Origin of the sequence: Oscillatoria sp. FACHB-1407, from assembly GCF_014697545.1 — a bacterium.
GTDB lineage: Bacteria > Cyanobacteriota > Cyanobacteriia > Elainellales > Elainellaceae > FACHB-1407.
The window spans coordinates 180,800-193,832 of the sequence record NZ_JACJSA010000009.1; the positions used below are offsets into that span (position 1 = coordinate 180,800).

10 protein-coding genes are annotated in these 13,033 nt (G+C 48.5%); 3 read left to right on the forward strand and 7 right to left on the reverse strand.

Features of this window, described 5'->3' with window-relative positions:
- Positions 1 to 81 precede the first annotated feature (81 nt).
- Complete coding sequence (locus H6G89_RS16685; protein WP_190508330.1) at positions 82 to 708, reverse strand: Crp/Fnr family transcriptional regulator; 627 nt, start codon at positions 706 to 708, stop codon at positions 82 to 84.
- Positions 709 to 843: 135 nt separating this feature from the next.
- A complete protein-coding gene (locus H6G89_RS16690) occupies positions 844 to 990 on the reverse strand; it encodes a hypothetical protein (RefSeq protein ID WP_190508332.1) in 147 nt (48 codons plus the stop codon).
- A gap of 396 nt (positions 991 to 1,386) precedes the next feature.
- Between H6G89_RS16690 and H6G89_RS16695 the strand changes: the two genes are divergently transcribed.
- Positions 1,387 to 1,731 (forward strand): hypothetical protein, encoded by a 345-nt coding sequence (locus tag H6G89_RS16695; protein ID WP_190508334.1) that lies wholly within the window; start codon positions 1,387 to 1,389, stop codon positions 1,729 to 1,731.
- Between the two features lie 445 nt (positions 1,732 to 2,176).
- Here H6G89_RS16695 and H6G89_RS16700 read toward each other — a convergent pair whose 3' ends face one another.
- The 5 genes from H6G89_RS16700 to H6G89_RS16720 all read right to left on the reverse strand — a co-directional run bounded on the left by H6G89_RS16700 (position 2,177) and on the right by H6G89_RS16720 (position 9,555).
- Positions 2,177 to 5,110, reverse strand: a complete 2,934-nt coding sequence (locus tag H6G89_RS16700; RefSeq protein ID WP_190508336.1) for an NHLP bacteriocin export ABC transporter permease/ATPase subunit — start codon at positions 5,108 to 5,110, stop codon at positions 2,177 to 2,179.
- A 2-nt stretch (positions 5,111 to 5,112) separates the two neighbouring features.
- The gene (locus H6G89_RS16705; protein WP_190508338.1) at positions 5,113 to 7,368 is read right to left on the reverse strand and encodes an NHLP family bacteriocin export ABC transporter peptidase/permease/ATPase subunit; all 2,256 of its coding nucleotides are present in this window, start codon (positions 7,366 to 7,368) and stop codon (positions 5,113 to 5,115) included.
- Positions 7,365 to 7,940, reverse strand: coding sequence for a hypothetical protein (locus H6G89_RS16710; RefSeq protein ID WP_190508339.1), 576 nt, complete (start codon positions 7,938 to 7,940; stop codon positions 7,365 to 7,367). Before H6G89_RS16710 ends, H6G89_RS16705 begins: the two co-directional genes overlap by 4 nt.
- Before the next feature lie 13 nt (positions 7,941 to 7,953).
- Entirely contained in the window at positions 7,954 to 9,036 is a 1,083-nt protein-coding gene (locus H6G89_RS16715) for a cyclic nucleotide-binding domain-containing protein (protein ID WP_190508341.1), read from the reverse strand.
- Positions 9,037 to 9,381: 345 nt separating this feature from the next.
- On the reverse strand, positions 9,382 to 9,555 hold the full coding sequence (locus H6G89_RS16720; protein WP_190508343.1) for a hypothetical protein: 174 nt from the start codon (positions 9,553 to 9,555) through the stop codon (positions 9,382 to 9,384).
- Positions 9,556 to 10,378: 823 nt separating this feature from the next.
- Between H6G89_RS16720 and H6G89_RS16725 the strand changes: the two genes are divergently transcribed.
- Positions 10,379 to 11,809 (forward strand): NAD(P)/FAD-dependent oxidoreductase, encoded by a 1,431-nt coding sequence (locus H6G89_RS16725; RefSeq protein WP_190508344.1) that lies wholly within the window; start codon positions 10,379 to 10,381, stop codon positions 11,807 to 11,809.
- Positions 11,810 to 12,227: 418 nt separating this feature from the next.
- On the forward strand, positions 12,228 to 12,764 hold the full coding sequence (locus tag H6G89_RS16730; RefSeq protein WP_190508346.1) for a DoxX family protein: 537 nt from the start codon (positions 12,228 to 12,230) through the stop codon (positions 12,762 to 12,764).
- The last annotated feature ends 269 nt before the right edge of the window (positions 12,765 to 13,033 follow it).

Here is a 13,033-nt window from a genome sequence, read left to right on the forward strand (position 1 = left end):
CGTACTAGCTGCCTACAATAATGCTATGGACTTTTGAGATAAAGTGGAGTTCTGCTAGATACCAGATAGGCTTGATTAAGATCAAGCAACAAATGATTTTTTTAATGTAATGCGATTTTGTTTACGAGTGATGCTGCCTTCTCGTTCAAGCCGGGCTAAAGCACGGGATAGAGTCGCGGGTGTAAGCCCTAAATCGATTGCTACTTCTTTTAAGGGGCGATCGAAATTAACAACATTATTATCTGATTTAGCGTTATCCGATCGCACTAAATAGTGCAGATATTGAAGTACTCGTTTATGGGCTGCTCGAATATCTCGTAGTTCGAGTTGCATCATTAAAGATGTGTTTTTTCTGACTAATAGCGTCATGAAATCTTCTGCAAGATTGGAATTTTCTTTGAGTGCATCCAGCAAAATGTCTTTGGGGTAAACCAGTATCTGTGAATTGGTTTCAGCGATCGCTGTGTATGAGTAAAACTCTGAAAAAAGAGCACTCTCACCAAAACTCTCATCAGGTCTGATGATTTCCAGTGTGACGAAGCGACGTTCGGAGGTCAAACGAGTAATTTTGAGGCGACCCGTTTTGACTAAAAAGAGAGCTAATGCAGAATCACCTTGACGAAATAGGGTTTGTCCAGAAACAAGTTCTCGTGTGGCGATCGCATCCTGTAACTTGGCTGGGAGATGATCAAGCGTGAACAGATCCATTGTGGTGCAATGCAATAAGACTAGGGGAACGAGTTGATGATGAAAGTGTTAACTGTTATGTCAAAAAATTAATTTAGTCATAGATGTTTATTCATTTAGAGAATGCAAAACTGTCCGGTGAGGAATTTCCGGTTGTTAGATATCTTCTTTTTGAAGTGAACTCTCCCTGCAAATGCTATTCCGATCTTCTAAAACACTCGAAGCAAACAGGGCTTCTAACATCTGCAACTGCTGCACGATTTGCTCAAGATGTTGAATGAACTGGTCGAGTTGGGATGGCATTGTGGGATTCCAGTGCGAGTGAAGATTGATAAATGTTAAGACTTTTCTAATATGTCCTTTAAAGCTGAGTGTTTGCTGAGAAAAAGCTGAGACTTGAGGCACGAATTTGAAGAAAATCTTAAACTGAGCAACTCCTTGCAGCGGAATACCCTTCCAAGTCATCTCAAGCAGGAGGAATCCAAATGAATTGCTCAACATGTTCTTAAATCGGGGAAAATTTGTAGAAACGACAAGTGTGGTTAGGGGTTCAACTTGCGCTGATTTTTCTTATCCAGGCTTCACTATCTTTTATTCCCTTGTCAGTGATCACTCAGGCTTATCTCAGGAAACCCGAGCATTGTTGGAGAACGGTAAAGAAAACCGCATTGACATCAAATTTTCTGAGGAACTGATCTAATGAAATACTTTATTCTGAGTGGTCTGTCTATCTTGCTGCTATGTGCTGCCCCTGCGGCTTATGCTCAAACAACTGTTGTGCCTGCTACGAGTACTGTGAAAGCGACCTCAATCACCCCCTTTGATTTAGTGTCTCTGTCTTATCAAGGGTTTTTGGAGGATGAGGGAATTCCTAAATTCAATCGTTTGATCTTTGGCTATCGGTCGGGACGGGTGACAGCAGAAGACTTGGTGCGAGCAGCGATCAATACGAATCGCTTGGCTCCTGAAACAATTAGCGATCGCCGTTATTTGGCGGCTGTTTCTCAGCAGCTTGACTCTCTCTACAACACAGGTAGCAACTAGTACAGCAAAAAATAAGTTTTGAAAGGGGTGAAGGGGCGAAGCCCCCAAACCCCCTACATTGCAGAACTTTGTGTTCGCAACACTAGTAGTTGACCATCGGAATTTATGACAGCAAATCGGAGAGGGGTAGAGGGGTAAGGCTGACTGCCTGACAAATCTTTGATGCTTGGCGATTTCAATCGCCGAAATCCTTATCCCGAATTCACGTTATCATACCGATTTAATGTTTGATTGTAATAGATCACTGGGTAGGGGCGTTTCGCGAAACGCCCTTACGGAATCATGTGCAGCGAAGCCAATTCAAATTGGTATCCAATTAAATTGTGATCAAGGTAGATGTCGATAGGGGCGGATTTTGCAGATCAGGTTTTGGGTTTGCCGTTAGTAAATCGCTAAACCCGTCCTACGAGCGTTCGCATTGGCAGTTGACATGGCAGTTGTCCGTCTATGCAATTTGTCTGCTAATCAGTTGGGCAAACAATCCGGGTTGGTGGGCTAACTCATCAAAGGTGCCCTGCTGAACAACGCGACCTGCCTCTAACACGTAAATGCGATCGGCGTTGCGAATGGTGCTGAGACGGTGAGCAATGACGATTCGAGTTGCTTTGAGGCGATCGAGACTCTGGCTGACGATCGCCTGAGTGCGATTATCCAGAGCACTAGTGGCTTCATCCAGCAGTAAAATTCGGGGTTGTAATGCCAGAGCACGCGCAATCACAAGCCGCTGTCGCTGCCCACCGGAGAGGTTTGTGCCTCCTTCGCTAATAATCGTGTGCATCTGCATCGGCATAGCGCGAATGTCATCCGCGAGTCCACTGTTTTCAGCGGCTGCCCACGCTTCATCCAGGCTAATCAGAGCACCACTGGCGATGTTTTCAAAAATGGAGCCAGCGTTAATCCGACCATTTTGCAGAACAACGCCGAGTTGCCGTCGCACTGCTGCCACATCCAGACCTGCCAGGTCTTGCCCGTCGTAGTAAACTGTCCCGGAAATAGGCTCTTCAAAGCCTAGCAGCAATCGCAAAACGGTGGATTTACCGGAGCCAGAGGGACCCACCAGAGCAATAAATTCACCGGGATTGGCTTGAATGCTGACATCGTTTAGAATCAGTGCGCCATCGTCGCGATAGCGAAATGTGACGTGGTCAATGCGAACACTGCCGGAGAGCCGTCCCGGATCGGCTTTGTTAAGGCTGATTTCGGGTTCAGCACTGAGAATGGGGAGCGATCGCTGCCATAGAGGAATCACTCCCAGCACTTCGGTAAAGGTCAGACTCAGACTGGTGACACCACTGATGAAGATGCCAAACGCCACATTGAATGCCAGAAAAGTTCCCACCGAAAGCCCCGCCTCGCCAAGATTGGGTGTGATCAGGCGACTCGCTAACCAGAACAGTACTACAGCCGTTAACGCAGGAGTAACAGTCGTAAACACATCCACCATATCTTCAAGACGTTGAGTGCTCAACGTGTATCGGAGTTGATGAGCGTATTTTTGTCCCCAATAGGCAAAGGCGCGTTCCTCTACCCCCGCAATCCGTAGTTTTGAGACACCGTTAACTAACTGCACGACGATGCCAAACAGGTTGCCTTCCAACTCCATCAAATGGCGACTCTGATGCACCAAAATTGCCCCTGAAACGAGCGTAAAGACCATGATGACCAGAGCAACGCCCAACGCCAATGTTGCCAGAGGGGGGCTGTAATAGAACAGCAACCCCAGGTTGAGTAGTGCAAAACTTCCGGTGAAGAGGGTTTGCAATGTCGTACCACTGAGTTTACGACGAATTGCACTGATACCAGAAACTCTAGAGTTCAAATCACCGATCGCATATTGTCGAAAGAAAGTGGTTTTCAACTTCAACAACCGATCCCACACGGCTGCTTGCAGTGATGCATCCGACAAAGATTCGATTCGCATAGAGGCGATCGCCTGAGTGAGTTGAAAACTGGCTCCACCCGCGGCTGCGGCTAATAATCCCAGTCCAATCTGGAGCAGCAAAGACAAATCACCATTGGGAATGGCATCATCGATTAACAAGGCGGTTGCCTGGGGAACGAGCATTCCTAACAGGGTTGCCGCAACCCCCGTCCACAGAATGCGGAACAGATCCGATCGCCGACCTTTTAGAGCAAATTTCAGCAGATCCAGAGCTTTCAAACTGCCACTCGGTAACGGCTGATAAAATACATACGCGACCGGGTCGAGCGTGGCTGCGAGAGTCTCGTTTAAGCGGAGTCTGGCGCGGTTTGGATGCTGCTGATGGGCAGGGGCATCGGCATTGGCTAACCCTGCTCGGATCGGGTCAAACAGGTCATAACCCCCTCCTACCCTGGGCAACAGAGCAACCGGATGCTTGTCCATGCGAGTGTATGCCAGAATCGGTTCCCCATCTTTTTGCCACCAGCGATCGCGCAGCAATACCCGCCGCAGACGCAGTTGAGAGGCACGGGCGATCGCCTCCAGTGGCTCCTGAACCCGCGACAAATCCTCCGATTTCATGGGAGGGGAAATGGTGATACCCATTGCTCTGGCGATCGCCCCTGCCGCAATCAGTAGGGGAGTTTGGTTGTGTAAGTCACGATCTTGTTGTGGGTTAAAAACCGAGACTAAATGGTGAATCGCTTGCTGCGTCACCTGCCGATTGAGATGTTGCCGCTCCTGAAATCGTTGTAATGCGGCTTGAGTTTCTGTGGCTGCAACGGACTCAACATAGCGCAGAAAGTGCGTGTGGAGCTGCGTTAATCCGTTCAATACATCATGTCTCTCAAGATTGGCAGTCGATTGAATCGCGAATTCCAACGGTTCCGCTGCCTCAAACCACATTGCCTGTCCCAATGGAAAGAAGCCAGATTTTGTCGTCATGGGTAACTCAGGATGCCCCATCCAGCTAGCTTTTCCCGCTTGAATTTGAATCCACACAACGGTATCCGTTTGGGGTTGATAGGTCTGTCCTGTTAGCAGTGCTCCATATTGCATCGTGTGCTGGGTTGGATGCCATGTTTGGAATTGCGGTTGTGGTGAGCCATAGGCTGTGCTCAGTTGAGCCATCCAATCGTTCAGAAGGGATTCTAGTGGGGCATCTGACAGCGGCAATGGGGACAGTTCGGTTGGCTCTAGTGCAACGGCGATCAAGCCCAATGCTCCTTCGGTTGGGGGAGTGGCTGCCCCAAACATTGCTTGCCCCACAGTTACATTGAACAAGTGGCGGCGTTCTCCTTCGGGGTGACCCTCTTCAAAGGGCACTGCAAACACCGCCAGAGAACCAAACTCAACTATCCAAATCTGCTGTGGATCATTCAAAACCAGAATTTCGTTCCCCTTCATCGCATGAAGAGATGATTGAATTCGCCAGCGTTGTGCCTGCTCTAATTCCATGATTAACTGAGTGCTCCTTCGCTTTGAATGAGTTGGGCGTAATAACCCGGTTGGTGCCACAGTTCTTCGTGTGTGCCGCGCTGCACCACCTTGCCTCGTTCCAACACAATGATTTCATCGCAATCGCGAATTGTACTGAGACGGTGCGCCACGATCAGACAGGTGCAGCCCCGTTGCCGCAATTTCAAGTCGATCGCCCTTTCTGCTTCGGTATCCAGGGCACTGGTGGCTTCGTCCATGATGACGATCGAGGGGTGATTAACTAAAGCTCTGGCAAGTTCAAGTCGCTGTCGCTGACCTCCGCTCAGGTTAGTTGCACCTTCCAACAGAGCCGCATCGTAGCCACCCATCATCGCCAAAATCACATCTTCGATCGCCGCATCCTGGCAGGCTCGTCGCAACGCCGCATCCGGCACCGTGGTATCCCATAGCGTCAAGTTATCGCGCACACTTCCAGCAAACAGCAAAATATCCTGCTCCACCACGGCGATCGAGTTTGTGAGCACCGATCGCGGAATTTGTCGTCTGGGAATGCCATCAAAGTAAATCTCGCCAGACCACGGTTCAAACAGCCCTGCAATTACCTTGGCGAGCGTTGATTTACCGGAGCCGCTACCTCCCACCAGAGCTATCCGCTGTCCCGGTTTGATAGAGAGGTTAAAATTTTCAATCAGCGGGGGTTCCAGTGGATTGTAGCCGTAGGTAACATCCTTGATCTCAATGTATCCCTTGAGTCGATGGGTAGGGGATGCTGCGTAGAACATCGAGGAAGGCGGCATAACCTCTCCCACCGTTACATGAGAGATTAGCTGTGAATCAACCTCATTGCTCAACACATCGTCTAACCGTTGCAGATTGCCCTGCAAATCTTGAATGGTGCTACCAAAGCGCACGAGCCGATTCACGGGCAACAAAAAGCTTTGCGTCAGCATTTGAAATGCTACTAACATTCCAATGCTGAGATTGCCATGAATCACACGCCAACCGCCGATCGCCAGCAAGGATAGAGCCGTCAGAGCAGACAATAATGCAGGCATGACTCCGAGCACTTTGCTGATCATGCCCAGGTCTTGTTGAGCGTTGATCGCTTTGGTGTAATATCCTGCCCAGCGCGCAAAGAAATCAGATTCTAATCCAGAGGCTTTTAGCGTTTCCATGCTCTGAAGTCCGGCGATCGCCACCCCCGATACTTTGCCGTATTCCTGTGCCAGTCTGAGGTTTGCGTCAATGCGCTGGCGCGATACCCACTGGAGAATTAACACATTTAACGCGGCAAAAAACACGACAATCAGGGTTAATGGAGTGTCGTATTGCAACATGGCGATTGCATAAAAGACCACTAGCACAACACTAATAACAGTTGTCGTTAAGCGACCGGATAACACATCAGCGATATCGTCGTTGAGGCGTACACGACTGCTAATTTCGCCAGCAAAGCGTTGGGCATAGAAATGCATCGGTAACCGCAAAACATGCCACAGAAAACGACTGGAGAGGCTGACTGCTAATTTGATTTTGAGACTTCGTAGATAGCGCAGTTGCAGCAGGGTTAACAGTCCTTGTAGGGCGATCGCCAGCAACACACCGACAAGAATATAGGGCAGCCAATCGAGGCGATCGGCAATTAACACCTGATCGACAAACATTTGCGTAAAAATCGGCAACGCCAGTGTCGGAATGACCAGCAAAAATCCGGCAAGGACGCAATAGAGGAGTGCCCCTGTAGACCCTTTCAAACGGCTACTCAAGGCGTTAACGACACTGGGTTTGCTCCCTCCAGGTTGGAAGTCTGTCCCTGGTTCCATGACCAGCACAACGCCCGTGTAGCCCTCATCAAAGTCCTGATAGGAAACGGTCATAGGACCCGCAGCTGGATTGTTGAGATAGACGCGATCGCGCCCAAAGCCATCCACCACTAAAAAATGGTTGAAATGCCAGAAGACAACAAAGGGTGGACGAAGCTGTTGTAAGCTGTCCAGGCTTTTCTTAAAGCCTTTGGCAACCAATCCGTAATTGCGGGCAGCTTTGAGAATATTAGCGGCAGTCACCCCATCACGCGACACGCCACAGGCTTGTCGAAGCTCCGCCAGAGGGACATATCGACCGTAATAACCCAACATCATGCCCAAACAGGCTGCCCCACACTCCACTGCCTCCATCTGAAGCACGGTTGGAGTCTTGACCCGAACCGGTTTATGCTCCAGCGATCGCACTTTGGGTTTGCGTTGTCGTGGTTTAAAAGAATTGATCCACATCATCGAGTTGTCTCAAGGAAAGGAAAGGCTAACGTGATTGGAGCTTTTCTTGCCAGGGTGATGCGAGCGGTTGCAGTCATGCCGGGAGTCAAATTGAGGGATTGTTGTGTTGCAGAGTCGGAGTCTAACTCCACTAACACCTCAATGGCTTCGGGTTGTAAAGCAGTCGGATCAGCACGACGGGCTTCATCAAGCGTCGTCAGCGGAGAGGCAGCAACCATTTTGACGCGACCTGTTACGCCCTCAGTTTGCTCCACCATTGCATCAGGAATCAGTGTCACTTCCATGCCCGGTTGAATGCGATCGCCCTCGCCTGGTTCAAAGTAGGTCAACCCAACCAACTTGTCTGATGTGCTGGTCGGATGCACTAAAATCGCTCGACCCGTCGCCATGATGGAAAGGCGTCCCCACACGCTCCATCCGACGGCTAAACCCACCAGCGATGCTAATGCGACTAGCGAAAGCCAACTTCGCGCATTGACCACTTGCATCAACTGGTCTAGCTGTTCTGGTGACGATAACCGTTCGAGCGATTCTCGTCGAAAAATGCTGGTTTGCGAATCAGAATTCATCATGGTTCCCACTCATTCAAGTGATTCCTAGCCGTTTCAACATCCAACTAAATCGAGCGGCTCCCTGTGAGACGTGGTGCAGCGATTCTAAATTGAGTTCATCGTCATACTCCATGTCCTGATCCATCTGGTCGGGCTTTGGATCAGGCTGTTGCGGACATCCCAGTAGCTCAATTGCTGTTTGCACCGCCTCTAAAAGCTGAAGTGCGAGAATGCGGTAAAACCGGGACGCAAACCCCATATCCTGTTGTAGTTTCATTATTAGTTGCGATCGCGGAATCGCCAGCACCAATGACTCTTCAATGGCTCTCACCGAAACGGGTGATGGACTCATCGTCAGAAACGAACTGGTGCCGCTCATCTCCCCTCTTGAGAGGCGATCAATTACTTTCTGGGAACTCGCAATTTTGTTGACACACTCAAAACACAGGGTCAGCGGATTCACATCCCCTTCGTAAACCGATACGGATAGCAACCCATCCAGAATGATGTACAGCGCATCAAGCGGTCTACCTGCTTGGATCAGCGACGTATTGGGAGCCAGCTTTTGTAACTGACCTGCTGCGACCAACCAATCCACATCGCTGTCACGCAGTTCGCCAAATACAAACAACGCTTCTTTAACGGGCTGATCCGTCGCGGCTCGCAATTGTGTGGGCATCGTCAACATTTGTTGCAGTCGTTCTGTCAAAATCAGCGCGATCGCCCGATAAAAGTGAGTGCTGAAGTGACTATCTTGTTGCAACTTTGAGGTCAATCGCTGATGTGGAATTGAGAGCACGATCGAATCTTTCACTGCCCTGACAAAAACCCCTGTTGATTGCACATTAAACAGGGATGTCACTCCCACCACTTCCCCTTCCGAGAAGCGGGTAATCTCTTTTTCGATAGGATGGTCAGACATCGCTGCACCAGCGCAACCTGCGCCCTGTTGCGGTACGCTGACTGTCAATATGCCATCGAGCAGAAGATGAATGGTGTCTGACTCCGTTTGAGGTTGGAGCAACACAGTTCCGGCGAGAATCTGTTGCTGTTGACCTGCGGTAATGAGCCAATCGATATCTGTATTACTGAGTTCTTGCAGCAGAATTCCTGCCATAGATTCCCGCCATGGATTGTTGCGACTTGGAGTTACATATAGGAAATAATGTAGGTTGGATAGAGTTTTAACAAAATCCAACAGAGATGGCGATCGCTACAGTTGTGCTAACCCAGATTTTGCATCTCTGGAAACAATCGCCCGCAAATAAATGGCGTACTACGGAATCCCGTCCGTAACGCTTCAGGCATTTAAACAAACTAATGAAAAAATAGACTAAAGAAACATAGCAAAGCTGATAAAAAGTGCTAACTCCAGTGAAAAGAGTCGCGATTTCAGCATTGCTATGTTCGTTTGGTGTGACCCTCAGGTGAGTGTGACCTTCAGGTAAGCTAACTAAAACACCTATTTAGCGTGTGGGTTGATGATGTCACTGGTGTCAACTGTAGGGTTATTGAGGTCACTGGGATTAGAATCTCCAGAAGGAGGACGAACCCCACCAGCGACTGCTTTCAGTTGATCTTCCGAAAGCTCTTCTTGCTTGACCGAATCCTGTTGGGTTTTATTTTGCTCAGCCATGAGATGTTATCCTCGTGTTACACATTGGGAGATAGGACACTAGTCAGATCTCAAGCAGATTTGCGCTGATGAATCTACACTAGTGAGTTGATACAAGAGCTTTCAAACCGATTTGGTTGTGAACGAATTTCTTGTATATGTTGCAGTGTAGGAATGTTGTCTTGCTAAAGCCTTAATAGAACATGAGTTTTGACTGAGAAAAAGATGAGTGTTCCCTGAGAAAGAATCCAACAGATGGTGTGATGTAGATATAGCCGTAAAATTGTTTTGGGAGTGACCAATACAAGAACTGATTATAGCAAAAAATCTTCAGATTTTCTTAATATTTGTTTGGCGAAATTAGAGTTACGAAGCTAATAAAATACGCCTTTGATAGAGCATTCAGAATGGGTGAAATCAGTTGGCTGGAGTAGCACCATCACTGATAAGAGTCAATTTATAAAGTAAATCTTAAGGTCTAAAACATTTGATATTGCTTGATCCCCCCTTACCCCCCTTTTCAAGGGGGGAACCCAGGCAAGAGACTGAAGTCCCCCTTTTTAAGGGGGATTTAGGGGGATCGAGAACTTTGTTTATGAATCAGCTCTAAGAGGTTGAACTTTTGTAGATGAATGTATAGCTTTGATTAGAAAGCTTAAGACAAAGGCAATGGCTCAAACCCTGACGTCTGTCGCTTGAAATGTAGCCTTTACATCAAATTGGCTCAGCTTAACCTGAAGTTTGAGAAAACTGTATTACTTATCAGTTGATTCTTAGACAGTTCTCATTTACCTCGATAAAAATCACGCCACGATCGCAGTGTTCAATATTTGCACTTGTGGTTATGAATTCATCCTCTCAACCAACAGTCATTGTGGGAGGTGGTTTTGTTGGATTATTCACTGCTTTACATCTAGAGCAGCAAAACTATCCCCATCCGATTATTTTGATTGAACCGCGCGATCGCTTTGTGTTCAAGCCCCTGTTATATGAATTGCTGACAGGCGAAATGCACACAGACCAAATTTGCCCACTGTATACTGAGTTACTTGCAGATCGGTCAATATTGTTCGTTCAAGATACGGTTCAGACGATTGATCTACATCACAGCTATGTGCAGTTGTCATCGGGGCAATCCTACCCCTACAGCAAGCTGGTGTTGGCATTGGGGAGCCGAGCCACCTATTTTAATACGCCTGGAGCATCCGACTATGCTTTCCCACTGACGTCAGATCAGGAAGCGATCGCCCTACGAGATCACTTGAAGACTTGCTTGAGACAGGCGAGGCAGACGCCCGATCCTGAGGAACGCCTGCGTCTATTGACCGTCGCGATCGCAGGAGCCGGACCTGCTGGAGTAGAACTTGCCTGCGCGTTGGCTGACATCTTGCCTGTTTGGTATGACGACATGGGTGGCAATTATGAGGAGTTGCGGATTGTGCTGGTCAATCGCAGTGGTGAGATTCTCAAAGGCGACATCAACAGCCAGTTGCGGACGACGGCTCAACGTGCTCTCAACCAACGCACGATTCCGGTTGAACTGTTGCTGGATACAGCCGTGACAGAGATTCATCCGAATGGGATGAATTATCAACAACATGGAAAGCTTAATTTTCTGCCTGCGGCAACGATCGCCTGGACTGCCGGAACCGAACCGCATCCCCTGCTCAAAGAATTGCCCGTTGCGCCTGAGCACCGCAATCGTCGGGGGCAACTTCAGGTATCGCCGACGCTGCAATTACCAGGATTCCCAGAGGTATTTGTAGGAGGTGACAATGCCTATGTGAAGGATGCACCACAACCCGCTACGGCTCAGGTGGCGTATCAGCAAGGCAAGGCGATCGCCCACAATTTACAGGCTCTGGTGCAGGGACGAATGCTCCATCCGGCTCATGTCACCTTACGGGGCACGTTGATGAAATTGGGCATTGGGGAAGGTGTTGCGAATGTGTTCGATCGCTTTGAAGTCAAAGGAGAATTGGGTCACTTAATCCGCCAGGGAACGTATCTGGAATTGTTGCCGACCCCTGCCCACAACGCTAAAGCCACAGCTGAATGGTTTGCCGATCATCTCCTTCAGCGTCATCAACCCCGCTCTCTCAACCCCAACCATCAACATCACACTCCTTTGATTGCAGGGATCAGTGCGATCGCTGCCAGTATGCTCTTGACCTTGCCGTTTGCGTGGCGTGCTGCCCAACCCCAACAGTTTCAAACAACGCTGTCGTGGACAGGGCTACCAACGTTGCTCGACAACTTAACCCCATCTGATTAGTCAATGGTCAATGGTCAATGGTCAATGGTCAATGGTCAATGGTCAATGGTCAGTGGTCAGTGGTCAATGGTCGATGGTCAATGGTCAATGGTCGTTAGTTAAGTAACGTGAATTCGGGATAAGGATTTCGGCTGTTAAAACCGCCGCTAGCGGAGCAAAACCGACCGGCGTCGGTTCGTCAAATCCGGCCTTTTCCAGAGTCCGCGTCGGTGGACTTCGTTTAATAGCCGCGAATTCATTCGCCGGGTTCTTAAACCGAACTGACGTTAAGTAGGAAAACCTAATTAAACTCAATCCAGAATTCGGGTTTCGGCTCCGCTCAACCTGCTAGCAGAGAGATTTAGAGCATTGAGCGCAGTCGAAACGCATCTCTCAAATCCCAGATTTCCAGCTATTTCAGTTTTAGGAGAACATCACCATGAACGCTTTGAACAATCTACTCAACTTCAGAATCTCCCTTAAAAAAGCGATGTTGATTAATCGTATGACAATGGGGATCTTCTTCCTGGTGTCGGGCATTGCCAACTATCTCAACTTCAATGTCGAGAATGGGTTTTATCAAACCGTTCTGACTCTCAAACTCCAACTTTGGGGACCGTTTCCTGCCGGGTGGGAAGGCATTGGACCCTTACCCGCGTTGATTGCCATTCCCTATGCCTGGTTGCTACCGCTCGCAGAAATTGTGTTAGGCACCTTATTTGCCCTCGGCTTATGGATTCGCTGGACAGGCTTACTCCTGATCCTGATGACATTTAGTATCATTCTCGCCTTTGGCATCATTCCTGCCGGAAGTTTATTTCCCAATGCAGCGGAAAGCTTCAACAAAAACATCATGTTTATGACGCTGATTTGGATGTGTATTGCCTACGAAGTCGATACAAAACGAGCACGTATGCGCCGCACTGAAGAACGGCTTTATCTCAGTTCGATTGGTGATTCTGGTAATGCCCAATAGCAAAGGGGCTTAGGGAGTGGGGAGTGAGGGAGTAGAGGGGTGAGGGAGTGAGGTAGTAGATAATGCCTCCTTCTTATCCTTCATCCTTTATCTTTCATCTTTCATCTTTCATCTTTCATCCCTCTTCCCTCTTCTCTCTTCTCTCTTCCCTCTTCTCTCTTCTCTCTTCTCTCTTCTCTCTTCTCTCATCCTTTATCCTTTATCCTTTATCCTTTATCCTTTATCCTTCTCTCTTCTCTCTTCTCTCATCCTTTATCCTTTATCCTTTA